This is a genomic window from Dyadobacter sp. OTU695, from assembly GCF_038440355.1.
Taxonomy (GTDB): Bacteria; Bacteroidota; Bacteroidia; order Cytophagales; family Spirosomataceae; genus Dyadobacter.
The window spans coordinates 155,800-182,398 of the sequence record NZ_JASATN010000004.1; the positions used below are offsets into that span (position 1 = coordinate 155,800).

At 51.6% G+C, this 26,599-nt stretch carries 15 protein-coding genes; 6 read left to right on the plus strand and 9 right to left on the minus strand.

Translation table 11 applies throughout. The annotated features are described in order from the left end of the window. Window positions 1-234 precede the first annotated feature (234 nt). From AAHB90_RS10810 to ppsA, 3 genes are all read left to right on the plus strand, one after another. Complete coding sequence (locus AAHB90_RS10810; protein ID WP_342085024.1) at window positions 235-2,643, plus strand: ABC transporter permease; 2,409 nt, start codon at window positions 235-237, stop codon at window positions 2,641-2,643. A 176-nt stretch (window positions 2,644-2,819) separates the two neighbouring features. Next, complete coding sequence (locus tag AAHB90_RS10815) at window positions 2,820-3,275, plus strand: MarR family transcriptional regulator (protein ID WP_342085025.1); 456 nt, start codon at window positions 2,820-2,822, stop codon at window positions 3,273-3,275. A gap of 8 nt (window positions 3,276-3,283) precedes the next feature. Beyond that, window positions 3,284-5,884, plus strand: a complete 2,601-nt coding sequence (ppsA, locus tag AAHB90_RS10820) for a phosphoenolpyruvate synthase (RefSeq protein WP_342085027.1) — start codon at window positions 3,284-3,286, stop codon at window positions 5,882-5,884. Window positions 5,885-5,906: 22 nt separating this feature from the next. On the opposite strand, the gene AAHB90_RS10825 is transcribed toward ppsA, so the two are convergent. The 3 genes from AAHB90_RS10825 to AAHB90_RS10835 are packed head-to-tail and all read right to left on the minus strand — an operon-like array spanning window position 5,907 to window position 9,642. Continuing rightward, on the minus strand, window positions 5,907-7,772 hold the full coding sequence (locus AAHB90_RS10825; protein ID WP_342085029.1) for a M61 family metallopeptidase: 1,866 nt from the start codon (window positions 7,770-7,772) through the stop codon (window positions 5,907-5,909). A 14-nt stretch (window positions 7,773-7,786) separates the two neighbouring features. Further along, the gene (locus tag AAHB90_RS10830) at window positions 7,787-8,530 is read right to left on the minus strand and encodes a porin family protein (RefSeq protein ID WP_342085031.1); all 744 of its coding nucleotides are present in this window, start codon (window positions 8,528-8,530) and stop codon (window positions 7,787-7,789) included. A 17-nt stretch (window positions 8,531-8,547) separates the two neighbouring features. Continuing rightward, on the minus strand, window positions 8,548-9,642 hold the full coding sequence (locus AAHB90_RS10835; protein ID WP_342085032.1) for a PCMD domain-containing protein: 1,095 nt from the start codon (window positions 9,640-9,642) through the stop codon (window positions 8,548-8,550). A gap of 197 nt (window positions 9,643-9,839) precedes the next feature. Between AAHB90_RS10835 and AAHB90_RS10840 the strand changes: the two genes are divergently transcribed. After that, the gene (locus AAHB90_RS10840) at window positions 9,840-10,595 is read left to right on the plus strand and encodes a hypothetical protein (protein WP_342085033.1); all 756 of its coding nucleotides are present in this window, start codon (window positions 9,840-9,842) and stop codon (window positions 10,593-10,595) included. Between the two features lie 19 nt (window positions 10,596-10,614). Here AAHB90_RS10840 and AAHB90_RS10845 read toward each other — a convergent pair whose 3' ends face one another. The 3 genes from AAHB90_RS10845 to AAHB90_RS10855 all read right to left on the minus strand — a co-directional run bounded on the left by AAHB90_RS10845 (window position 10,615) and on the right by AAHB90_RS10855 (window position 15,742). Beyond that, complete coding sequence (locus tag AAHB90_RS10845) at window positions 10,615-11,562, minus strand: tyrosine-protein phosphatase (RefSeq protein ID WP_342085035.1); 948 nt, start codon at window positions 11,560-11,562, stop codon at window positions 10,615-10,617. 109 nt (window positions 11,563-11,671) lie between these two features. Then, the gene (locus AAHB90_RS10850; protein ID WP_342085037.1) at window positions 11,672-14,053 is read right to left on the minus strand and encodes an ABC transporter permease; all 2,382 of its coding nucleotides are present in this window, start codon (window positions 14,051-14,053) and stop codon (window positions 11,672-11,674) included. A 168-nt stretch (window positions 14,054-14,221) separates the two neighbouring features. Further along, complete coding sequence (locus AAHB90_RS10855) at window positions 14,222-15,742, minus strand: sulfatase-like hydrolase/transferase (protein ID WP_342085038.1); 1,521 nt, start codon at window positions 15,740-15,742, stop codon at window positions 14,222-14,224. 239 nt (window positions 15,743-15,981) lie between these two features. On the opposite strand from AAHB90_RS10855, the gene AAHB90_RS10860 reads away from it, so the two are divergent. Beyond that, window positions 15,982-16,323 carry a hypothetical protein gene (locus tag AAHB90_RS10860; protein WP_342085039.1) on the plus strand — a complete coding sequence of 114 codons (342 nt, stop codon included), beginning with the start codon at window positions 15,982-15,984 and terminating at the stop codon, window positions 16,321-16,323. Between the two features lie 51 nt (window positions 16,324-16,374). On the opposite strand, the gene AAHB90_RS10865 is transcribed toward AAHB90_RS10860, so the two are convergent. Next, the gene (locus AAHB90_RS10865) at window positions 16,375-17,415 is read right to left on the minus strand and encodes a methyltransferase (protein WP_342085040.1); all 1,041 of its coding nucleotides are present in this window, start codon (window positions 17,413-17,415) and stop codon (window positions 16,375-16,377) included. A gap of 157 nt (window positions 17,416-17,572) precedes the next feature. Continuing rightward, entirely contained in the window at window positions 17,573-18,358 is a 786-nt protein-coding gene (locus tag AAHB90_RS10870) for a hypothetical protein (RefSeq protein WP_342085042.1), read from the minus strand. A 205-nt stretch (window positions 18,359-18,563) separates the two neighbouring features. Between AAHB90_RS10870 and AAHB90_RS10875 the strand changes: the two genes are divergently transcribed. Then, window positions 18,564-22,406: a caspase family protein gene (locus tag AAHB90_RS10875; protein WP_342085044.1), complete on the plus strand. Its 3,843-nt coding sequence runs from the start codon at window positions 18,564-18,566 to the stop codon at window positions 22,404-22,406. Here AAHB90_RS10875 and AAHB90_RS10880 read toward each other — a convergent pair. Continuing rightward, entirely contained in the window at window positions 22,400-26,410 is a 4,011-nt protein-coding gene (locus AAHB90_RS10880) for a caspase family protein (RefSeq protein ID WP_342085045.1), read from the minus strand. The two genes, AAHB90_RS10875 and AAHB90_RS10880, sit on opposite strands and share 7 nt — an antisense overlap. Window positions 26,411-26,599: the final 189 nt, after the last annotated feature.

Here is a 26,599-nt window from a genome sequence, read left to right on the forward strand (position 1 = left end):
CCGCAGCAAGTAAAATCGCTATCCCATATACCGCGGCGTACTTTTTTAGTCAAAAACAGTATCTGACCCTGACAGTTCAGATAAGCCCTCACTACTCTTGACTATTTCTGACCAAACTAATCACCTCTGACTATTCCTAATCCCCTGGCTAAACCCGGCCATTCCTGACCAAAGCTGACTATTCCTAACGACATCTGACAATCCCCGAACAACATTCCTAAACTGCCTCGAACCATGCTACGCAATTACCTGAAAATCGCGCTTCGACAGTTGGCCAGAAACCAGGTCTATTCATTTATTAATATCGGAGGACTCGCCGCGGGTATGGCGGTGGCCATGCTCATCGGACTGTGGGTTTATGATGAATTGTCGTTCAATACCTATCATGAAAATTACGAACGCATTGCGCAGGTACGCTCGCGGGAGTTCGGAGAGCATGGTGTAGGCATTAATTCCTCCGTACAATATCCGTTGATGACCGAGCTGAAAACCAATTATAAGGAGTATTTTAAACACATTGTAGCGGCATCCTGGGATGTTGACTATGTGCTGTCGGCCGGGGAAAGCAAGATTTCGCGCTCAGGATTATTCATGGATCCGGAAGCTCCTGAAATGCTCACCTTACACATGGTGTACGGTACGCGTGCGGGTTTGCGCGATCCGCATTCGGTAATGCTCGCCAGATCGACGGCCCTTGCATTGTTCGGGGACGTTGATCCGGTGAACCGTGCGTTAAAAATCAGCAACAAAATCGATGTGATCGTTACCGGCGTGTACGAAGACCTTCCGCAAAACACACAATTCAGTCAGGTCAGGTTTCTGGCCCCATTCGTACTTTGGGAGCTCGATAACCCGTGGATCAGGGAGCGCGCAACGACCGACTGGCAGAACCATTTCATGAAAATCTATGTCGAGCTCCGTCCAGACGTCGATTTCGAGCAGCTTTCCGCGGACATTAAGAAAGCGGAGATGAAAAACCTCGCCGGTTTTCCAGCAATAGCCAAAAACAAACCGGAAGTATTTCTTCTGCCCATGCGCGACTGGCATTTGCATAATTTCAAGCGTGGCATGCCGGATAAAGGGCCGCTCCAAATGGTGTGGCTGATCAGCATTATCGGCGGGTTTGTGCTGTTGCTCGCATGTATCAATTTTATGAACCTCTCTACGGCGCGTTCCGAAAAACGTGCGAAGGAAGTCGGCATCCGTAAATCAATCGGTTCGGTGAGAGCGCAGCTGATCAACCAGTTTTTCAGTGAATCATTCCTGGTGGTTGTCCTTGCATTTGTCTTATCACTTTGCGCCGTTTCTCTGGCATTGCCATGGTTTAATAATCTGGCGGCCAAACAAATGGACATTCCCTGGACGAATGGAGGCTTCTGGGCTGCGAGCCTGGGATTCATTGCGGTCACAGGTATGCTGGCGGGAGGCTATCCCGCGTTGTATCTGTCCTCGTTCCAGCCTGTGAAGGTTTTGAAAGGCACATTCCGGGCAGGACGTTTCGCGTCGATCCCCCGGAAAGTGCTCGTCGTCGTTCAGTTTACGGTGTCAGTAACGCTCGTGATCGGTACCATTATCGTTTTCCGCCAGATCCAGTTCGCCAAAAACAGGCCCACGGGCTACACGCGGGAAGGGCTTCTGATGGTGGAGATGAAATCGGGAGATTTTTATGGCAAACATGACCTGCTCAGGAGCGAACTCCGGCGCACCGGCGCAGTAACCGATATCGCTGAATCCATGGGAAAAGTCACCGAGGTATCGTCGGGCAACGATGGTTTTGAGTGGCGCGGTAAAAGCCCTTCCGCTAATGAAAGTTTCGGTACGCTGATGGTCAGCTCTGAATATGGCCGGACGGTCGGGTGGCAGTTTGTGCAAGGCAGGGACTTTTCGGAAAATCTGGCTTCGGATTCGTCGGGCATTGTTGTTAATGAGGCGGCTGTGAAATACATGGGGCTCAAAAACCCGGTTGGAGAACCGGTAAGCTGGAAGTTTCAGGATCGGCCGGTTATGCATTACCGGATATTGGGTGTGATTAAAGATGTTGTCATGGAATCGCCCTATGAGCCTACTTATCCTACGGTGTTCATGATCAAAGCACACGGAGGGCCTAACTGGATGCATATCCGTATCAATCCCAATATGAGCATCAACGAGGCATTGCCCCGCATTGAAGGGGTATTTAAAAAGCTGATCCCGCTTGCACCTTTCGAATACAAGTTTGCCGACGAAGATTACGCGTCGAAATTCGCAGCGGAAGAGCGCGTGGGTAGACTTGCCTATTTCTTCGCCGTTCTGGCTATTTTAATCTCTTGTTTGGGGCTTTTTGGGCTGTCGTCCTTTATCGCCGAGCAGCGCACGCGCGAAATCGGCGTCCGGAAAGTGCTCGGTGCTTCGGTTTTCAATGTCTGGAAACTGCTGTCGAACGAGTTCATTATCCTGGTCACAATCGCCTTTGGACTCGCTACACCGTTAGCCTATTACCTGCTGAGCCAATGGCTGGAAAAATACACCTACCGTATCGAACCGTCCTGGTGGATATTTGCCGCAACGGGACTGGGCGCGATGGCCGTCACACTTTGTACGATCAGTTTCCAGAGCATTAAAGCCGCCCTGATTAACCCGGGTGTGTCACTGAGGGCAGAATGAGATAACCAGAAAGTCAGGCGGTTTGCCTGGTCTTTATTGCAAATCCTCGCCGGCGAGTGGCCCGACGGGGATTTGTTTTTTTGGGTGGATTTTTCCTTCGCGGAAAGATTTACTTGGAAAATTACTGAGAAAAAATTTATCTTTGTAACTAAGATATTTACTAATCAAGATAAATAATGGAAGACGACCTGGTTACCAAGGTGAGGAGGTTGAGCCAGCATTATGCATACAGCGCTCTTCAAATGCATGAAACTGTTGGCCGCAGGGCAGGGCTTTCGGGTACGGATCATAAGTACCTGGGGTTTTTGCTGCAAAAGGGGCAGATGACCGCGGGCGAGCTTTCCAGCCTGACCGGTCTGACAACCGGTGCGGTTACCGGCCTGATCGACCGTTTTGAAAAGAAAAACCTTGTGAAAAGGCAGTTTGCCGAAAACGACAGGAGGAAGGTCCTGGTGGAACCCGTCACTGAAAACATCATGGCCTTGCTCGAACCGCTTTACAAAGAGTTCCGCAACAAGTCGGAGGCATTGATTGCGTCATTTTCCGATGAAGAAATGAAGGTGATAGAATCCTATTTCCTGAAAGCGATCGATCTGATGAATGAAACAACCAGCACACTCAACCAACAATAGTCGCCATTATGGGAGTTTATGTAATTGATTTTCAAGAGCTGGATAGATCCATGCTCGCGATCGCCGGAGGGAAAGGCGCAAACCTGGGAGAACTTTGCAGGATCGAAGGAATAAAAGTGCCCGATGGTTTCTGTATCTCTACCGAAGCGTTTAAAAAGGTCATTGATGAGCAACTTACGAATGGCTTTTTGTCCCGGCTGTCGGTTCTGACGGTTGAAAACAGGAAGGAAATCGGTGAGGCGGGCCGGGAAATCCGGGCAGTGATCGAAGGTCTGCATATTCCCGACGACATTCGGGAGGAGATTGTCGGCCATGTTTCGCGGCTTGGAAATCAGGGTGCTTTTGCGGTGCGGTCGAGTGCCACGGCAGAGGATTTGCCCGGGGCTTCTTTTGCGGGACAACAGGATACTTATCTGAATGTCATTGGGGAAAACGCCATTTTGGAGCATGTCCGAAACTGCTGGGCGTCGCTTTTCACCGATCGCGCGATCACCTACCGCATACAGAATGGTTTTGATCACCGGAGTGTGCGGCTGGCTGTGCTGGTTCAAAAGATGGTTTTTCCTGAGGCGGCAGGGATTTTGTTTACCGCCGATCCGGTCAGTGCGCACAGAAAAGTGTCGTCCATCGATGCCGGCTTCGGACTGGGGGAGGCGCTGGTTTCGGGGCTGGTGAATGCGGACAACTACAAGGTGCGCGACGGTAAGGTGATTGAAAAGAACGTGCCCTCCAAGGGTAAGGGCATTTTTGCTGTCCAGGGCGGTGGAACAACAGAACAGGGAATAGATCCGGAATTGCAGGGCCGGCAGGTAGTGGCCGACGCGGATATTGTGCGCCTCGAACAGATCGGCAGGAAGATCGAAGCGCATTTCGGCAGTCCGCAGGATATTGAATGGTGCCTGGCCGGAAATGAATTTTACATCGTGCAAAGCCGCCCTATTACGACTTTGTACCCGGTCCCGGTAGCAAATGATACGGAAAACCGCATTTACGTATCGGTCGGCCATCAGCAGATGATGACGGACGCGATGAAGCCGCTGGGGTTGTCGACATGGCTGCTGACCTCGCCACGCCCGATGGCCACTGCGGGCGGCCGAATTTTTATCGATGTCGCGCAGGACCTGCTTTCGACTGCCGGGAGAAAGGTAGTGCTGGATGTTTTGGGCAAATCCGATCCGCTCGTCAGGGCTGCTGTAACGGAACTTCTGGAAAGGGGAGATTTTGTCAAAGCCAACATGGAACAACCCGGTCCCGGCCAACCGGCCCAAGGCCCGCCGCCGCATGATTTTTTCAGCCTCAATGCCTACGATCCTTCCATTGTGAACGAGTTGATCGCACGTAGCGAAGCTTCTATCAGGACATTAAGTGAAAACATCCGGACCCAATCGGGAACCGATCTTATCGATTTTGTCCTGGACGACTTCCAGCAAAGGAAAAGCCAGGCCGACCCACAGAGTTTTGGCGTGATCGTGACTGCAATGAATGCCGCTTTTTGGATCAATGAAAAAATGAACGAGTGGCTAGGCGAAAAAAATGTAGCCGACGCGCTTTCGCAATCGGTCCCGAACAACGTGACTTCGGAGATGGGGTTGGCGTTGTTGGACGTAGCGGATGCGATCAGGCCCTATCCGGAGCTCGTCAGCTATTTGCAGGACGCGGCTAATGATAACTTTCCGGATGGGATGGCCATGCTGCGAGGCGGAATGCAGGCATTGGAGGCGGTTAATACCTTTCTGGCGAAGTACGGCATGCGCTGTGCGGGCGAGATCGATATCACACGGACCCGGTGGAGCGAAAGACCTGCTATCCTGATTCCGTTGATTCTCAGTAATATCAAAAACCAGGAGCCCGGCGCCGGTAAGCGGAAATTTGAACAAGGGCGACAGGAAGCGGCCAGAAAAGAAGCCGACTTGTTGAGCCGGCTGCGGCAATTGCCCGGCGGTGAGGAAAAAGCGGAGGAAACCAGGCGGATGATCGGATTGCTGCGCAGCCTGGCAGGTTACCGCGAATATCCTAAATATGCCATCATAAGCAGGTATTTTGAGTATAAAAAGGCGCTGATGCAGGAGGCGGGGCGGCTTGTGCAGGCAAAGGTTATTCTTGAAAAGGAAGATCTTTACTATCTTGGATTGGAAGAAATACGAGAGCTGATCCGTACACAAAAGGCAGATTATCAAATTATTAATGAGCGAAAGGAAGCGTACAGGTACTTTGAAAAACTGACCCCGCCGCGTGTGATGACATCCGATGGTGAGATCATCAGAGGTAAACACAAGCACGAAAATCTGCCAAAGGGGGCCATTGGCGGCCTGGCGGTTTCTGCGGGTACTGTCGAAGGACGGGCGCGCGTGATCCTGAACATGGAAGACGCTGACCTGGAACCCGGCGACATTCTGGTAACTGCATTCACTGATCCGAGCTGGACGCCGTTGTTTGTTTCGATCAAAGGCCTGGTGACCGAAGTAGGGGGATTGATGACCCACGGAGCGGTGATCGCCCGCGAGTACGGCTTACCGGCTGTGGTAGGGGTGGATAATGCAACCCGGCTGATCAGGGACGGACAAAAAATACGTGTGCACGGAACGGAAGGATATATCGAGATCCTGTAACGCTGCGTGCACACGGGCCTGGCTAGTTTTTCAGCCAGGCTTCATTTAATGCCTTTTTCGAATCGTCGCCAAAGCGGAAACCGTCGCCGTCTTTATAGTTGAGTTTGACAGTGCCTTTCAGCTCCAAATCCTGGCCGTTCCGGTTCACTTTGACGGTGATCGGGCTTCCTTCGTCGAGGTCGTAGCCGAGGTAGACCAGCGACATCAGGTTTTTCGGATCGACGGGTATCCCGTTGAATTCCACGAAAATATCATTGTCCTGAATGCCCAGGCTCTTGTAGAATTCGTTTTGGTTGTCGGCCGCATGCGCCAGCACATGGGTACGCGAGGCATCAGGCTTAATATAAATGACATCGTTCCGAAGAAAGACAATGGGCTCTGGGAAGGGGATGCTCTGTTTTTTGAGTCCGACTTTGCCCAGAAAATCCTCATAGCTGATGGGTTCGCCCATCACGACATGTTTATCAAGAAATGCACCTGCTTCCGGTCCGGCTATCTGCGTAATGGCCGGGATCAGCTCGGCGTCGTCGAAGGGTTTTTGCGGACCGTACTTTTGGGATAATTCGCCCATAAGCCACAACAGGCCACGTTGGCCCTGGCTTTTCTCGCGGATCACGATATCGAGGCACATGGCAATGAGTGCGCCCTTTTCATACACATTCGGATACTGGGGTTTGAGCTTGGGGTCCAGGATATTGCGGCTCATTTCGGTAAAGGAGAGACTGTCGGAATACGAGTGCGACTGCTCCACTTTTTTAGCCATCATATCATAGAATGCATCCGCGCCGATCAGGCCCTGGTTTACCTGGAAAAGGTTGGAAAAATACTCGGTTACGCCCTCGTAAAACCACAAGTGCTGGCTCATTTTGGGTGCATTGAAATCGAAGTAATGAATTTCCTTTGAATGCACTTTCAGCGGGGCGATGGTATGAAAGAACTCGTGGCTAATCACATGGATCAGGTCCTTGCTTTTCATCGGTTCTCTGAAAACGGCCGTCGTGGAAGCATTGTGTTCCAATGCGCCAATGCCTTTGGCGTCGTTTTGAGCGCCCGACGAAACATAGGTAAGCACGGCGTATTTTGGTGTATCATTCATTTTTCCCAGGAATTTCTTCTGGGCGCGCATCATCTTTTCTAGGTCCGGCTTCAATGCCGCTGCGTGAATGTTGCCTCGCTGTGAGTAAATGCCCAGCAGTACTTCCATTCCGTCGACCTTGAAAGAGAAAGTGTCCGGTGCGGCATACATCACGGGGTTATCGACCACATCGGGGTAGCGAGGGACATTGTACACATCTTTGCGGATGTCATTGTCGGTATCAACAAGCGCGGTAGTACCATACAGGGTTTCAGGATGCGAAACGGTGATCCGGTAGGGCGTTTCGGTTTGTCCTGAAAAATAGCCTACAAATCCGGCCATATTCAACAGAAAATGCTTTCCGGCTTCGATATTGGTCCCGGCCGGAGAGAAGATGGTTTTGTTGTTTTCAGCAAAAGGATTGCTTTCCACTTCCGTATCAAAAGTATCGCCTACCAGGTAGGAAATGCGGGCAAGTTTCTTTGCTGGCGAAATGGTGACCGCGTTGGAATCGGTGCGGGTCACATGCAGTGCTTTACCTTTTTTATCGAATGCCTGAACATCCTGGACGTAGCGCCCGTAATCGGCAATGGCATACGTACCCGGAATGATTTTCGGAAAATTGTAAGTGGCTGCCTCGCCTGTCTGCGCGGGTGGCGTGACGGTGACGCGTACACGGTCGGCATCAACGTTCACGAGATCTATTCCTACTTCTATTGCCTTGGAGCCGGAAGCGGGGCCCGGTTTGCTGCCTGCGCAGGAGTACAAAAGTGCGGTAAGCAACAGGCCGGGCAAAAATGGTGATTTCATCATGTTTTAAATAGCGTTCAGTGAAACCGGTATCCGATTCCGAGGTTAAGATAGATATTATGCATGCCAAAATCGATGCTCCGGAAACCGGGCTCCATCAATGGCGTCAATGCGTAGTTCAGATTGGCCGAAGCGAAAAAGCTGGAACTGAGCCGGTAGTCGCTGCCGATTTCGATACCGGCGTTGATCCGCCTGACATTTTCCGAAAAATCGTAGGAAGCGGCGTCGATATCCTCCCGCTCGCCTATGGGTGTCTGGTCGCGTATGTAGCCGTCGCGCGCGTCGCCTGAGAAGCGGCTATCGAGCAGCAGCGATACAAATCCGCCACCTTTGAACGTGAAGGAGCTGTTGTTATGATAAGTTAAATGCAAGGGAAGCGTGAGATAACTGTTTTTGACTTTGGTTTTGACCCGCCCGGTGAAATAGCCAGTCACAGACTCGGTTCCGCTGGTGCCTTCTTCGTTGAAAGTAGTATAGTAAGCCTTAACGCGTGCATCCGTGGTCATACCTTTTTGTTCAAAACGCACACCGGTAGCGAGGCCGAATCTTGCAGAAAAACGGTAACCCAGCGACGCTTCCAGGGCCGGCTGGAACCCCGGATTGTAAGATTCTATTTTCCGGATCGAAGCCGGTATGCCGGCAGGCGCCGCCGCTCCGACTGAGAATCCTGCCCGAACATTGAACGAGATCTTCTTTCCGTCCTGGGCCGTGGTTTCTAGCGTAATGACCAGCAAAAAGATCAACAGATGGAGACGTCTCATGGGGATCATTTCAAATGCTATTGTGTTACGATCTTCACATCGTCGATAAATAACTTGCTACCGACAGCGCCTTCAAACACTGCGCCATTCTTGCTGGAAGAAAACACAACGACGATTTTATAGGCAAAGGCAGCCAGGTCACCTTCATTCACTTCGGATTTATAATTGAATGGGAGGTCGAATGCACGATAACCGGTGCCAGGCGTCGCGACGCCGGACGCTAGCTGGGCTACGGCAACCACACTGGGATCGGTGAGCACGTTGGCCCCATTCAGGAAGGGTTTCTCCGCAGAGGCCTTGAAGAGTACCGCATAAATGTCGCACAGATCCTGGTGCTGGGGCGTCACAGGCTTGCCTGTTTTATCGGTCACAGGCCCACCCGGAACATATTTGTACGAGCCGGTCAATCGTAGTGGTTTTTTATTGAACGGAACGCCAAAAATGGTCGCCTCCAACGGTGCGGTCATTGCCTTTGCGGCGTCGAAGCTACCCAGGAAGAGGTTTCCGGCAGCGATGGGCATCCCTACGATCGCGCCGAGAGCGCCGGTAGATTTGGTTTCCAGGTAGGCGGCATATTGTCCCTGGGAGGCGTCGGTACTGCGTTGGGTAGGGTAGGCCTCCGGTCGCTTTTCCGGGGCAATCAGCGAAAAGCCGCTGTTGCCCGACGCCCATATATTCTGGTGCTCGGTCTCGACCAGTTCATAGGGAATGTAGTAGTTCCCATCGGGATTGACCGTCCAGTTTTCGAACATGAAACTGTCCGGCGCCACATTTTGCAGCAAACTGATCCGGTATTCTTTCTTCCAATGCCCATCCTGGGATGTGACCGTGTAAAACACCGGTTTGGAAAAATCCCTGGGCGTGCCCGGGGCCGGTTGTATGCTGGCGCCTTCCGTAAGGGTAAATTGAGGCGCGACGGCTTTGATGTTGAGTTTCGAAAAATTGACGAATGCCGTAACGGTGGTATTGGTAATGGAAGGAGGGGAAATCAGGACAGAGTCGGGCAATATCATCGCCAGGATATCGGCCTCCATATTTTCTGCTTCCGGTTTGATACATCCGGATATGGTCAGCAATGCTCCAAGAAAGGCCAATCGTACGCTACTTTTCATACGCAATACTAAGCATTTTTTTTGCTCACGTGAATTTTAGCGCCATCGGTGTAGCGTCTGCGGCGGGATATTTCCAATCTTTCCATGAGCCCTGCTTCAAAATGCAGCGAACCGACAGGTGATCAGACCCGTATTTTTACGCTAAAAGCGTCGATCGTTATTAGGTAATTTCAGCAATACTTAAACGTCCTGAGATTATGAAGTACCAATTCATTTTTATTGTCGCTTTTTTATTGACGGGCCTGGTCGCCTGTACCCTGGAAGATCACGAAGTGCCCTCCGGTAACGTCAGGGTCGTTAAGTTGGAACGGGTGGGCTACGGCACTTACCGCTACACCCACGATGCGATGAACCGGCTCGCCACCGAGGTTTTCGAACCCGTGGGGATGATCACGCCGTATGACGTTGCATTTACCGACTTCACGGCCGACAACCGGCTGGTTCAGGCCGTAGAAAACTTCCCGGCTCCATTGAACGATCTTGGTCATGAGGTATTGCGGGCGCCGGATGGTAAAATCGAACGGATCAGAAAGTACTGCGTGGGCGGTCCTACCTGTACCTCGGGGATCTGGTATTTTACCTACCCTGCTGCCAATGTCGTTGAAGTAAAGTTTTGGGATAATGGCTCGCTTTTTCACGGAACGGATGCCTATGCCTTCAATTCGGCAGGCCAGATTACCGAAATCAGACACTTTAATGCCAGCGACGTGCTCACCACTACCACCACCCACCTCACTTTCGACGACAAAAAGAATATGTTCAGTTTTTACCCGGAAGGCTATCTGACTGTGCCTGCGAGCAATAACAACGTCGTCGATTTTACGGTAACGAACCACCTCACCTCGGAGGTCGTCTCGGCATCCTATGCCTACGAATACAACTCGGAAAACTGGGTGACGAAGCGGATGAGAACCGGTTTTGGCACCCAGCTACTCGAATATGAGGCCTATTAGCCCGTGTTGCTGGCTTGTCTTAGTAAGTTAATCTTTCAATCAGGGCCTTCCGGGCCATTTTGTCTATACCCAGTTCATTTTCGATGAACGGCTCCATGCCGCCGTAGGTACTGTCGATGGCGCTGAATGTGGCATTGATAAAACTTTCATCGACGGTCGACAGGACTTCGATGGCATCCATATTCAGTTTCGGCTTGATAATGCGCCCCAGTTTTGCCTTGCCGAGGGTTTTCTCTGCCCGGTCGCGGCGGTAATAGTTGGAAACCATAAAGTCGTCGACGATCACCTGGCGATCAACGTTCAGAATGGAGAGCAGCAATGCGGATATGATACCGGTGCGGTCTTTTCCCGCCGAGCAATGGTAGAGTACCGGCTGGCCCGAGCTGGTAATCTGTTTTAAAATGTCCTTGACATTGCCAATGTTGACCGTCACCGCGTCGGCGTAAAACCTGGCCGTCATGTCTTTGGCCTGTTGTTCTGTGATTTCGCCATTTAGTACCCGTTTTTTTAAACCTTTGATTTCCCCGGCATTGTCCTGGACCACGGGCGTGTGCTTGTAGGCTACATGGGCGGGCAAATGATCTTCTTTGCCTTCGATTTCATGGTCGGTGCGAAGGTCGTACACGGTCGCGATGTGTAGCGCGTTGAACCGGTCGAAATCGGCGGTTTCGAGCTTTGAAAGATTGTCGGAGCGGTAGATGAAGCCTTTCCGGACGGTTCTTCCGTCTTTGGTTTTCAACCCGCCCAGGTCCCTGAAATTGATTGTGTTTTCCAAACCGACATAACGTCCGGCTACCGTTGCAGAATCGCCGCCGCGTGTCAGCAGGTCATTATAAGCCGAACTTCCATCGTGCTCGTGCGGCACGCTTACCTTGCAGGAAAACAGCACGCCGGCCAAAATAGTGAACAACCACGCTGCGACTATCCGACTGGACTTAATGCCATTTCCGTATTGACTGATTTTCATGATAATCTGTTGATGTGAGGGCCTTTTCGGTTCGCAACAGGCGAATCCGGCACACTTTATCACCACCAACAGATTACCCGGAAATTAGGTTTAGTCCGGCATGCACATTTTACTCGGACCGCAGCGACTTCACCGGATTGGCCAGCGCAGCTTTCAGCGACTGGTAAATGACCGTCAGCCAACATATCAGCAGCGTAGCCACGCAGGAAGCGACAAATATCCATACGCTCATGTCGGCTTTGTAAGGGAAGCTCTGCAACCAGCGGCTCATCGCCAGATAGGCAACCGGTATGGCAATGGGGAAAGAGAATAACACGAGGCGGGTAAAATCCCTCGACAATAGCAATACCACACTGGAAACCGATCCGCCGAGTACTTTTCGGACTCCTATTTCCTTTACCCGCTGCTCGGTGGTGAATGTCGCAAGGCCAAACAGTCCGAGGCAGGCGATAAGGATCGTCAGAGCCGAAAATGTTGTGCAGATCTTGCCGCGCAGCTCGTCGGCGTGATAGGCGTTTGCGAAATCCTGGTCGAGAAAGCGGTATTCGAACAGCTTGTCGGGGTAAGTTTCCCGCCATTTCTGACCGATATATTCCAGGGTTTCCGCCGTATTGTGGGTCTTGATCTTGATGTGGATTACCCCGTTGGCCCTGCGGTAAACCATGATCAGCGGCTCAATAGGGTTGTACAGCGATTGCTGGTGGAAATCGCGCACGACGCCAGCTACCTGGGTCGTTGGGGGCGGGTTCTTGCCGTCGGCCGGTACGGTGCCGAGCATGATCTTTTTGCCGATCGGCTCTTTCCAGTTCATCCGTTTCACGGCAGCCTCATTGATCAGCACGCTGTTGGCAGTGTCGGCGGGCAATTCGTCCGAGAAATTCCTGCCTTCTACCAGCTTTATACCCATTGTTTTCAGATAGTCGTGATCGATCGCAGTCGGTTTGAAAGCCATTTCTTTCATCCCCGTGTTGGATTCAACGGTGAAAATGATCCTGCCGCCGATGTTGCTCACCGGGGCCGACGCGGAGGCTACGCTCTGAATATTCGGGTTATCGAGCAGCTCTTTTCTGAATGCGTTGTATTTGTCTTTGGGCTGGTTGTTCTGGAAATCGATCGTCAGGACCTGCTCGCGGTCGTAGCCCATGTCCTTGTTGCGCATGTAGTTGAGCTGCTGATAGACGATCCAGGTGCAGATCAGCATGATCAGCGAGATGGAGAATTGCGTTACTACTAGCGCTTTTCTGAAAAAACCGCCACCCCGCGCTTTAAATGTGCCTTTCAATACATTGGCTGGCTCGAAAGACGACAGGTAGAATGCCGGGTAACTCCCGCTGACCAGGCCGGTGAACACGACAACCGACAAGGCAATGATGACAAATTGCGGGCTTAGCAGCTGCATATAACTGATCGCCTTTCCGGAAACATTATTGAAAAACGGCAGCAGCAATGCAACCAGAATAAGGCTGGCAACGAGCGAGATCAGCGTGATCAGAATGGATTCGGTGAGAAACTGGCGGATCAGCGCCCCTTTGAGCGAGCCCATTACTTTTCGCAAGCCCACTTCCTTCGCGCGCCTGGCCGATTGTGCTGTCGCCAGGTTCATGTAGTTGATGCTGGCAATCAGGAGCATGAAGAACGCTACTGCGCTGAATGTGTACACGTAACCGATATCGCCGTTCGATTCGCCGTCGAATTTGGAATGCAGGTGAATGCTGGTGAGCGGCTGCATCTGGTAAGTGATGTGAATGCCCATTCGTTTGAAAATGCCGGACATATACTTCTCATAGAGGCCGGGAAAACCCGCTTCCAGCTTTTTCAGGTCCGCATTTTCAGATAGCAGCAAATAACTGTTGATATAAAACCCGCCCCATCCGTCGGCATTGCGCTGGTTTTGATCCAGCGAAACCAATGCATTGAATGTAAAATGGGAGTTTTTGGGCACATCTTCGATTACGCCCGTGACTTTATAGGAGGTGCTGTCGTTGGTCTGAAGAATCTGGCCCAGGGCAGGGGATTTGCCGAAAAAGCGTTCGGCCACCCGCCGCGTAAGTACAACGCTGCCCGGCTGCTGTAATGCCTTGGGGTTGCCCTCAATAAAATTGTAGGTGAAAACATCAAAAACAGTGGAATCGACGGCGTAAACATCTTCCTCGTAAAACTGGCGCTCGCCCTGGCGGAACATCATCCGGCCATTGGAGAAAAACCGCACGTAATTCTCTACAAACGGGTAGTCCTGTTTCAAAGTTTTAACAAGCGGCGGCTGGGTGCTGACCCACTTGTTGACTTTATCGGGTTCGCGGATGTAGGAAACAATCCGGTAAATCCGGGATGCCTTTTGGTGGTAACGGTCATAACTCAGCTCGTCGGCCACATACAGGAACAGCAGCATGCCGCAGGTAACGCCTATTGTAAGCCCGAGGATATTGATCAGGCTGTAAAATTTGTCTTTAACCAGGTTACGAAAAGCCAGTTTGAGATAGTTTTTTAACATCGGGTCCGGATTGGGTTCATGCTGGCCGTGCAAAATTCGTTCCTGTGTTTTAAGTAATTGATTGTTAATGAAATGCAATGGTTTTTCTGTTCGAAAATGAACAGTTTGCAAGCCGCGCCGTTCGGTTGACTGTCAGCGGTCTGAATGCCGCGGCTTACGATAACTTGACTACACTCCCTGCCGGTCGTACCATTCCAGGAATTTTTCCTTGTCGAACGGCTCGGGGCTGAGCAGCAGTTTCTGTCTCACCTGTTCTTCGAGCAGCAAAGCCATTTTCTTTCTCACACCGGCATATTCCCGGTTATAAGCGAGGTTATTGTACTCGGTTGAATCCGTCCGCAGGTCGTATAGCTCAAACTCATCGGGGTAGCCGCCGAGCGCATCGAAATAATGAGTGTATTTCCAGTCATTGGTACGCACGGCGCGAATCCGGTTTGCCGCTTTTACCACACTCGGTTTATTGGAAGCGCTGGCCTTGGTATCATCGAATGTAAACAGGAGCGCTTCCTGTACGGGCTGGTCGGATTCGAGTAATGGCAGGAGACTGGTCCCTCTGATGCCTTGCGGGCGGGCCGCCCCGGTAATCTCTGCGATTGTGGGAAGGATATCAATCAGCGAAGCCAGGTGATGGGTGGATTTATGATCGGCGTCCTCGGGGAACAGGACAGGGTTGGAAAACACCATCGGGATCCGCGTTGCCTCCTCGTAGACCACAAATGCCTTTTGCCGCATGCCTCCATGCGCCATGCCCATTTCCCCGTGATCGGCCAGGCGGATGACCAGCGCCTGATCGGCCAGTTTGCCGCCGTCCACCTCCTGGTAAAGCTCTTTGATCAGAAATCCGATCTCCGTATCGACTACGCGTAACAGGTTTCCGTAAAAATTAATATAGTTGGTTTGCTTCTCAGGCGTATTCAGCGGCCCCAGGCTTAACGCGCCCGTCGCCTTCACCTGCGCCTGTGCGGTAGGTTTGCCATTGGTGGCAAGGTTTTCGTCTACAGTCGACGGTAGCGCGATGGGGCCTTCCAGGAAGCCATCACTATAGCCGTAATTGAAACCTTTGGGATAACAAAGCACATCGTGCGGATTGACGAGCGATACGACCAGGCAATAGGGTTGTTTGTCGCCTTTCCCCCTTCTTTCCCGAACAGTCTGCAGGTATGCAATGGCCTGCTGCACATATGCTTTGTCGTGGTTGGCAAAGCCGCCGCCAAAATTCTCGGGAGCAGTGTCCTCTCCGGCATCGGGCGCGATCCAACCCCTGAAACCGTACATGGCAATGTCGGAAGCGGCCGGACTACCGCCATCGGCTCCTTTGCTTACGTGCCATTTTCCGCGGTATTGTACATCATAGCCTTCATCGAACAGCATGCGGGCGATGTTGGGCAGGGTGTTGTCCAGTTCGATTTCGGCGGGTGAATATCTTCCGCCTTCGGTGAGTGTCTGCGTTACGTGGTGTTGTGCGGGATAAAGGCCGGTAAGGAGCGTGGAGCGGCTGGGAGAGCACATGCAGGTATTGCAGAATGCCCTTTCGAAACTGAAACCTCTCTTTTTCAAAAAGGTAAGGGTCTTGAGATTTTCCCGCTCCCAGTTTTCAGGGAAATGTTGGGTTGCTCTTTCCTGATCGGTGATAATGATCAGAATGTCCGGTTGGTCGGAAAGGTTGCTGAGGCGTTGCTTGAAATTCATTTTTGCGGTTGTTGATTAGAAGGTGATACTGAACCAAGTCGAGAATATCGAACTAGTTTTATGATCTAAGTGAGAATGTAGTAGAAGTTAATCGCCTTGTGTTAAATTTATTAGTTAACGGTTACTTAAATGGGGGAGGTTTGTCGATCCGAGGGACGGATCGTCGTGGGTAAGCAAATTCGGGAATGGTTTTTGTTTAACCGTGTCGGCCATCTGGCTGAGAAACGATAAACTAAAAAATGATGAAGAAATTAGCATTTTTGGTGGCATTCGCCATCCTGTCATCTGCGGCTTACGCGCAGGATGACGCAAAATCGAAAACAGACAAGGCCGCAGCCGAGACCAAAGAAGCAGGCCGTAAGGCAGGAAAGGAGATTAAGAAAGGGGCTAACGCTGTGGGCGACAAGGCCGAAGAAGGTGCCGAAAAGGTAGCAGATGGCTCGGAGAAAGCGTACAAAGCGACCAAAAAGGGTGTGAAAAAAGGCGCCAAAAAGGTTGAAAACGGTGCCGAAAAAGCCTACGACGCCACTAAAAAGGAAGGCAAGAAGCTGAAAGAAAAGGCTGATGATAACCGACGCTAATCTGTAATATATAAAATCCCGGTCTCTTCGGCCGGGATTTTTGCATTACGGCTATTTGTAAGCAATCGCCGCGCTGGACGGTCCGGCCAGGGTAATCACCTCGACCCTGCTGAATCCGACTTCTTTTGTCCATCGTTCAAAATCAGCGCCGGTGAAATCGAATGCAACCCCGAATTCGATCAGCATGTTGAGCGACATGAGCAGGCCGAATGCATTTTTCCTGCGGTCGTCGTCGATCAACGCTTCGATAGCGATGAACGCGCCGCCTTCTGGTAAAGCATTGTAGGCTTTTTGGATCAGCATTTTTTTATTAGGTAGGTCCCAGTCATGCAGTATCATGCCCATTGTAATGACATCCGCTTTGGGAAACTCGTCTGTGAAAAAATCTACATTTGCCGTTTTCACCCGCCCATTCATGCCTTTTGTCGCAATATACTCCTTTGCAATAGGCTCGACAGCCGGCAGATCCGCCGAAGTACAGGACATGTGGGGGTATTGCCGGGCTACTTCGACAGACAAGATACCCGCTGCTCCACCAACATCGCACAGGGTCGAGTAGGGTGAAAAATCGAACTTCCGCGTGAGTGCCATGAAATTGCCGAGGGAGATACCCGACATGGCATCTATAAACTGTTTCAGGCGTTCGGGTTTGGCATAAAGCTCTTCGAACATCGACCTGCCCGTGTGCTTGATCTCATTCTGCGGTTTGCCGGTCAGTAAGGCCTCTTCCAGCGAACCCCAGAAAGGATACAGACGGTCGTTGGCCATTTCCACGAACCCGCCGATGTAGGAAGGTTTGTTTTTGTCGAGAAACAGTTCAGTGTCGGTCGCATTGGAATAGCTGGCCGTATCCAGCAAGCCTTCGCGGTTTAAAAAGCCGAGTGCTACGAGTGCATCCAGAAAATCATAAACTCCCCGGTCATGTAGTTTTAACGCATTCTGTATCTCCTTGCCGGATAGGGATTTACCGGATAGCGCAGTAAAAATGCCGAGGTTAACCGCGCTCAGGAGCGTTTTGGAAGCAAAGAAAGCCGTTGCGGTTTCCATAATGCGCGACGGGGTAATCTGATGAGTCTCAGGTGCTGTGTTCATGATAGAGCAGGGTTTGATTTATTTAATAAAAATATGAAATAAATCAAGGCGCACTGCATAGGGGCAAAACTGCCCGCGCTATTACCCACAAAGGGGTGGATTTTGCGGGCGGCCGCTTCCCTGGCGGCCGCCATATGAGCTGTTCAGCAAGGCATTTTTAACTAATATCGATACCCGCAATAAAATCGGTTGCCTTCAAGCCCAGTTTCGCCTGTACCGCGTCGCGGATAGTGGCGTAAACGGCTTCATCGAGCGTACCGACCCGCGAACAGAATTCGAGGGTTGTTTTGGACTTGGAGGATTTGAAAAACAGAATTTGCTTGATCGTATCGGATGATGTTATCAGAAAAGTGCCTAGTTGAAGTGCCACCGTGTTGTTCACCTCTTTGGCGATCCCGATCTGGAAAGCGCCCTTTGTGGCGGTATGGGTATTTTTTTCAAAGGCGATGAATTTTCCACTGGTATCGCTGAGCCCTTTGATCGCATCCAGGGTTTTGGTGACAAGCGGTACGAGCGCCGAGCCTCCGACGGCAGCCGCAACCAGGTCAATAATGGCCTTATCGACCTCAATGGTAGCGCCTTCCGACGTAAACGGCGTAAAACTCGCGGATTGCATCGCCCAGCCGATATTGCTCAGCACATTTACAAATTCGTTATACCAATCTTTGATTTGATCCTCTTCCGGAAACTTCTTATTGGCCGCAAGCTGGGCCAATAACACCGAATGCAGGACATCCTGCCGGCGTTGGTCAGATACTTCCGAAACAAACGACACCAGACTCTTGTCGTTCATGAACGATTGTTCGACATCCGTCTTCGTTTCGATTTCCGTTGTTGTCAGGTCTCTTGAGAGTATTTCACGCTCGCCTTCGCTAATGAATGATTCCCTGGAATTTTGAAGTGCCAGTCCTTTGACGTATTTCCTTGGGTCGATGTCTTCCATTTTTTGTGATAGTGTTAAAGTTACGGTGTTTACGGAGCTGAGAACAATTGGAAAGATAGGATTATTTCTACGAAACCATTAAATAAATCGTGAGGAAATTGCTTTACAATGCTTCTCGTTTTTGGTAAATCGTCTTCATTTCAAAGTCGGCCCTGGCCGTGCTGACGGATTCGCACTGCTTTTCTCACCTCATTCCTCTTATCCCATGCGCTACGATACACTTGCCGCCGATGAGGCAGCTTTCAAAAACCGGACTGACTATACGTTTACGCCGTTTACGGTTCCCGTGGCAGGGGAGGACCTTTCTTTGCGCGGAGTATTTTGCAAGCCTAAAAACCGTTCGGGTTACTTCAATACGCCCGAGCCGCCCCACGGTAAGCAACGGATCGTGCTGCATTTTACCGCCGGTAACCTGAGCGGGGGCATCAACACGCTTACCACGCAGAACTTCCGGGTTTCCGTCCCGTTCGTCATCGCCCGAGACGGTACTATTTACCAGTTGTTTCCATCGAAAGACTGGTCGGGGCACATAGGCGCCGGCATTGGTAATGCGGGCACCGGCAATGCACAGGATAAGGTGACAATCGCCATCGAGATTATCAACTACGGCTACCTGGTCGAACGGGGCGCTAACCTGGAAACGATCTATTCGCGGCCCAGGGAGAATCCCGGCCGCGTCGACTTGTACTGCCCGCTGACGCAGACAGAAGCATATCAGAAATTGGACCATCCCTTCCGCGACCAGAAATACTATGCTTCCTACACCCAGAAGCAATACGAAAGCCTGATCATACTGCTGCGGTTTTTAACCAAAAAATACAATATCCCCCGCCAGTTTCTTGATGAGTCGGTGCGGTACCAGGGTACGCAGGATGTACTATCCTTTAAAGGCATTGTTTCGCATGTCAACTACCGCACAAGCGGGAAGTGGGACCTCGGGCCTGCCTTTGACTGGCAGCAGGTTATCTCGGGCGTGCAGGCGCAGGCCTATCTGCCTGCGGGCGCTACACGTGAGGCTTTGGTGGCAGAAGAAGGAACGATTACGGACGAAGCATCACTGGAAGCGCAATGGGCTGAGCCGAGAGGTGTGGAGGTAGCCCCGCCGGAGGATTTCGAATCCCTTTTTAACGATGAAGAAGGTGCTGCGGTCAAGCCGAATTTATATGCATTGGTGGTGGGGATTGATGCCTACGAAGATCAGGTAGTGCTGAACCAGAAAGTGGCTTTTCCAAAACTCAGGGGCTGTGTGGCCGATGCTACGAAAATCCGGCGCTACCTGGAAAACGACACGTCGTTCGACCAGAAGCATATCCGGTTTCTGACCAACCAGGAGGCAACGAAGGCGGAGATCGTCAAGGCATTTCAGGAGTTGGGGCAAGCCGGTAAGGACGATGTCATCGTGTTTTACTATTCAGGACATGGTACCCAGGAACTGGCGGATGCATCCGTTTGGACAGCCGAACAGGATGGCAAGCTCGAATGCCTGGTGAGCTATTATGACGAGGGCCATGCCGACGACTACCTGCTATCTGATAAAGAGTTGCGATACCTGATCAAGGAGGTTTCCAAGAACGGGCCCCATATTACGGTGATCTCGGATTGCTGCCATTCGGGCGATAATACCCGCAACGCAGGACTGATCAAATCGACCTATCAGGAGGTGACCGAACGGCGGATCCCTTATGTTTTCCCGCAACGGACCTGGGAGAAATTCATTTTCAGCGGCGAGCTTTCAACGGGCGATTTTGCAGGCAAGCACATTGATGCAATTCTTCCCCCGGCCAGGCACGTCAGTCTTTCTGCCTGCGAGTCGGATGAATCGGCGGTTGAGGTAAGTGGTGAAGGTGTTTTTACCAAATATCTGCTCAAATCGCTCGAAGCGTCGGGAGGGCAGCTTTCCTATGCGGCATTGCACGGGCGCGTGAAGCAAATGCTCCATAATGCTTTCGAGCAGACGCCAGTCATGTACATTCCACCTGCATTTCACCGTGAGCTGGTATTAAACAATGTATTCAATAAACCTGGCGGAGCGGGCAATACCACTTATGCCGACGTGCTGCGCGACGGGGCGGGCAACTGGGTGCTGCAACGGGGGGCTGTTCACGGGATCGGACGGGCGACCGGCGGCATTACCGTGCGGGACGATGACAAGATATTTGAAGCAAAAGTGCGGTCGGTTGGAGCTGACACCACCATTCTGGCATTCGATAATGCAGTGGAGTCGGAGCTCGATACCACGAAGATTTACCAGGGGTATGTGGAAGGGTTGATGAGCCAGCAACTTAAAATTCACCTTAACAATGTCGACAATATATTGACCGACAGTCTTTTGCTTGCCGAAAAGCTGATGGCCGAGATCCCCGCCCAGGCCAGGCTGGAAGCCAGCGAAGCAGAGGCAGATTATACATTGTCGTTCCGAAATGGCCTGGCCGTGCTGACGAAACCTTTTGATACTTTTCGTCCGGTCGTAGAGCAAATTGAACTGGATTCGGAAGCATTTGCTTCTGAGCTGGTGAAAGACCTCAAACATATTTCCAACTGGCATTTCCTTAAAAACCTGCGAAACGACGTGGCAATGGGCACTCCGCTGCGCATCGAGGTCAGCGACGCGGGCGGGAACCCGATCGGTTCCGATCAGGATGTTGTGAGATTACATTATCAGCAGGTGGATGGTGAGTGGAAGGGGAGTATCAAAATTAAAATAACCAATACCGGCTCGCGCAAGCTGTATTGCTGCTGCGTATTTCTGGACGCCGGCTTCGGCGCGTCGCTGGGGCTGCTGGATCCCATAGTTACCCCATTGGATCCGGGCGCCTCCAAAGCGCTTACTTACAATGGGCAGACCACCATTCCGATTTCGCTCGATAACTATGTCCGGCTTTATAATTGGCCCAAAAATGCAGAATATCTTCAATTTATCGTCAGTGTCGAGGACCTGTCGAATATAGAGGAACTGGCGCTGGAAAGCCTGCCCGCTCCCTTTACCGTGGGCAAAAAAGGTTCCACCCGAGGCATCGGCGCGAGTGCCAAAGAAACGGACAAAAGTGTAGCGGCAAGCTGGTCGACGCAGCTGCTGACATTGGAATACATTAACCCCGAATGCAACATCATAGCCGAGAGCGAGCTGGCTAGGATGCTGGAAGACGAAAATCTGGCCGAGTATGCATTGGGGAATTATTTTGAAGTAAAAACCAAGCCTGATTTGCAGCCCGAATATCAGTTGAAGCCGGATGTGCAGCTACGCAAAAGCGATGCGCACCTGGACGAAAAAGGGTTCATTCGCGACGGGCTGCTCGATGTGGCCAACAAAACAGCGCGCCTGATACGCAATTCCAAATACCGCATTATGCGGCTGCGGTTTCCCCGGGCGCCTAAAATTGTTTCCGAAGGTGATTCGTGGTTTCAACATCCGCTCGTGGTGGACACGATCGATCATTTGTCGAAAGTCTATCCGATCTTCTGCGTGGCGGCAGCTGGCGACACGCTGGCCAACTACGATCGCGAAGGAGAATGGTTGGAAGCGGTCCGGGACAAAAGCCCACGGTTTTTCCTGATCAGCGGTGGTGGAAACGATGTGTTGGGCGAACAGTTCCGTAACCATATCAAGGCCGGCCCGCACGAGCCGGGACTTCCACCACAGGATTACCTCGAATCGTCGCTGATCGCCGAGCTCGATAACTTGCAGGTGATTTATCGCAGGATGTTCAATGAGTTGTTTGCATTACGCCCTGATATTCATGCGCTTTGCCACGGCTACGACTACATTACCCCGCTGGAAAAGACCGACAAGGGCTGGCTGGGGCGTTATATGATCGAGAAAGGCATGACCAGCCAGACTGACCGAAAAGGGGTGATCAGCTATATTCTCAATGAATTCAACGATCGCCTGCGTACGGTGGCGGCCGAGTTCCCTAATGTGCATTACGTGAATGCGCGCGGACTCGTAGCCGATGCCCAATGGTACGACGAGATCCATCCCGACAAGCATGGTTTTCAGGCTGTGGCAGGGAGCTTTTTGAATGTAATGGACGGTTTGAAAGATCATTGATCCGCGATCCTGGCCTGTTTCCAGGCCGCTTCATCCTCGTCGTTGAAAATGGCGCCGTAACTTCTCAGGTTTTTCCTGACGGCCTCGGAGAAATTCGAGGCCGGGTCTGCGTTCCGGAAATCGCAGCCTTGCACGAGCAGGCCTGATACATTGACAAATGAAAGAACGGGTTTGGAAGCTGAGTCTTTAACGGTGATCTCAGCATACCTGCATTTGATATTGTAGGGCTTGGGTGCAACCCCCGTTATGAGCAGTTGCATTTCCGTCTGCAGCTGCTTTTTTTTGGCCTCGTCATCGACGATTTCCAGGCATTCGCCCGTCGCGACCGACCAAATCCGGAAGTTATGGCCAAAGTCCCGGGAGAAGATTTGAGTACCCTCCGCATTGTAAGTGGCATCCTCGACACCATAGCCGTGGCCCCTGTAAATGCGGATGCATTCACCGGTTCCGACCAGCCATTCCCGGATCGTGAGATCGTCGGATGTGGAGATTATTCTCGCGCCATCGGGACTATACCTTGCGCGGTGGAGCCATTTTTCGTGTCCGCGGAATGCCTGTAATGCGATGCCCGATCCAATGTGTATTTCGCTGAACGTGCGGTCGTAGTTGACCGTCAGTATTTTTTTAGAATCCGGGCTGACCACACATTTGTTAACCACCCAGTCGGACTGGCCGCTGATCATGTAAAGCTGCGTGCCGGTTTCGAGGCTCCATTCACGGATGGATTTGTCGTCGGAAGCCGAAACAGCCCTGGGTTTATCGGGAGAGTAGCTGGCGAAGTTAACTTTATCGGTATGTCCCGAGCAGGTACGGCTTTCCAGGCCTGTTTTTACCGACCATTCCCTCATGGTTTTGTCTTTTGATGTCGAGAGAATTCTTTCGCCATCGGCACTGTAAACTGCGCTGTATACCTGGTCGGAATGACCTGTAAAAGTCCTGAAAGGAGCGTCGCTGTCGGCGGCCCATTCGATTATCGTGTGGTCGTCGGAAGCGGACAGCAGATGCGCTTCATCGGGGCTGTAACAAATGCTGTTAACCTTTTCTGTATGGCCATTCAACACCCTGAGGCATTCTCCCGTTTTTACCGACCATTCGCGCACGGTCGTGTCGGCAGAAGCTGAGCCGATTTTATCCCCTTTCGGGCTGTAACAGGCAGAAGTCACGTTCTTGGTGTGGCCTGCGTAGGTTTTTATGCACTCGTGGGATGTCGTGCTCCATTCGCGGATCAGTTTGTCGTCGGCGCAAGTGAGGATTCTGGTTCCGTCCGGAGCGTACACCGTATTGTTGACCCTGGCATGTTCGTGTTCGTAGCGGGCCAGTTCGGCGCCTGTACTTACTGCCCATTCCCTGACGAATGTGTCGTTTGAAGCAGATACAACTTTTTGACCATCCGGGCTGTACCGGGCAGAAATGACCTTGTCGGTATGGCCTGAAAACGTCTGTAAAAGTTTTCCTGTGGCGGTAAGCCATTCTTTAATGGTACCGTCGTCGGAGGCTGTCAGCAGCTTTTTGCCGTCGGGACTGTAATGCACCTGGTTGATCTGGCCGTAATGCCCTTTAAAGATAAATCCGTCCCCATCCAGCAAACTTCCCTCAAAACGCGCCGGAAGGTAGGCGCTCCCCTTGTGGCGGGTCAATGGCAGGCCGTTGAACTGGATTTGGCGCAGGTCCAGGTCGGTGAGGTTGGCGCCAGCCAGGCTTTGGCGTAAGTCAAGCCAGATCGTCATCACATTCCGGATCACGAACGCGCGTTCTGCTTCACCGGCACTAATCCCTGCTTCGTTCCGGCATAAATCCATCAGGCTGGATAGCAGGTTTTCCTTTTCTACCAGTTCGAGCCGGTTTTTTGCGGCATTCCAGGTCGGCATCACCCTGTGTTCCCCTTCAATTTCTCCCAGCAGGCGACGCAGGTAAACCGGGATATAATTCCTGAAAAATACCTCAGGCAACGCCCGCCGCACCATCGCGACCTGCGTCATGTTGCGTATATGGCATACCGCAAAGAAATCCCGGAAATTCTGATGCAAAAAGCGGAGATCGTCTCCCTCCATCACCAGTACCCGCAGACGCTCGACAAGAAATTGCTTTACTTTCCCGGCGCGTTGCTCTTTTTCATCCAATTCGGTGAGCACACCAAGGCCTAATTCCTTTCGCCTTCCTTCAAATTCAGGGTATATTTCCGTGAGCTCTTCCGTATCCAGTTCCGCGAACGCTTCGTCGAGCATTGTTTTGAAGTTGAAAGTCGGGTCGGTGAGCTTGCGGATCGAAATGGCGTATTTGCCCTTATCCTCCATTCGGTAAGCGATATAAGGGACCAGCACGCGCAGCAGGAAAGCCTGGTAGCGGATTTCAGTTTCCTCGTTGGCATCAGTGAGCTGTGCGAGCTGGGCTTCATTGAAATTCCAGAGCAGTTCGCCGTAAGTCGTCACTTTTTTAAAGTGGAAGCGATCATCGTCCCTGAACCGCAAGGCAATGTTATTGGCGCCGGAATAGAGCGTCAGCATCATCGGGTTGGCAAACAGCCCCAGCAAATCCTTATTTGCAGGTATTTCCTGACCTTTTTCTTTCAGGTAAGCGACAACGGTTTCCTGGGTTAGCGGCAGGATCTGCATCAATGCGGCGCTCTCGCTGGAAAGATCCAGTTTTTCGATTTGTTTGTTTCTGGACGATATCACCATCTGTGTACCACCTGCCCTGGCTGCAAGGTCGTTCATGGTGGTCATCAGGCGGCCCTTCGGAACAGTCACTTCGTTGAGGCCGTCCAGGAGCAGGATGAGCGATGGCTTGCCCTCACGGGACGTTTCAAAAAGCTTCCAGAGCGCATTGACGGTCTCCGGAAGCGGCTCGGGAATATTAAGCAGGTTTTTGCAAATATATCTGACAATGAAGTCGTTGTGCTCGGGTTCGGAAGACGAGTTGTATTCATTGAGCGGAATAAAGACGGGAACGGGGCCATTCTCTTCGAAAAGGAGGTCCCTCCACAACAAAAGCAGCGATACCGTTTTGCCCATACCGCCGTCGCCGACAAGCAGTGCCTGCGACTTTTTGTTTTTCCACAAAGCTTCCACGGCCAGTTCAAGAGAGGCGACCTGAGCGTCCGTTTTCACCTGTACATCGAGGTATTTGCCCAGGTTAATCTCCGAAACCAGTATGCTCTCGATATTCAGGTATTTATAACGGCCTTTTTGAAGCCGCTCAAACTGCGCTTTGGAGCCCATGCGCAGTGTTTCTTGCAGGTTTGCGGGATCAAACGGAGTGGACGGCTGCGATGCGCTGGCCGCGCGATGGAAGAAAAATTCCCCTACTTTATATTTCTGGTTGACGAGGCTCTTGCAAAGGGGTTCTAAATTGAACCCTTTGTCGCGCACTTGTTTCGTCACCTGTGCCCCCAGCCAGTTGATGGACACGCTGGCATCCGCATTGCTATGCAGAATGTCGATCAGCGCATCCGCAAATGGGCTCTTGTCGGGAACCACGCCATTGCGTCCGGCCGTGAGCACCCACCGGGACGGAACTTCCTCGGCTTCGGCGGACTGGCTTTGCTGGGTAACGTCAATCTCCATGGTGGCAAAGGCTTCGGAGAAGCACGCGTCGACGATGAGGACAATGTGGTGGGCTTTTATATTGGAAAGGATCCGGATCACTTCACTGACGGAAATAAGCTTTTTTAGATCACTGGGCCGTTCCATGTGCATCGGCGCGTCGGACGGTACCCAGTAGCCTTCCTTGTTTTTGTCGAAATGACCATGGCCGGAAAAATAAATGATCAGGTTCTCGTCCGGTCTGACGCGAAGCTCGCCGTTTTCGTCTTTGTCAGCCAGGTAGCAGATCTCATCGAAAACGATGTCGGTTTTGGCATTTTCATCAAAAAGTGGCTGAATAATAAAGTTTTCATCCGAAAAGCCGTAGGACTCTTTAAGCACGGCAAAAAAACGCTGGCAGTCGGATACCGGGTATCGGAGTGGTGTCCAGTGATCGTATTTATCGATTGCGACGAAAAACAACCGGTTCCGTCTTGATTTATTCTGCCGAGGGGTAACTGTCCCGATGCCCATGATGGTGATTTCGCTGACTAAACTTCAATTTCGATATTTTTCCGGGGTGTTCGGGGTGGCAGCGAAAGAAGTTATTAACCGGGCCGCAAAGGCAGTACGGTCTTCGATGCGCCATTTTTTCCGTTCAATAACAAAGCA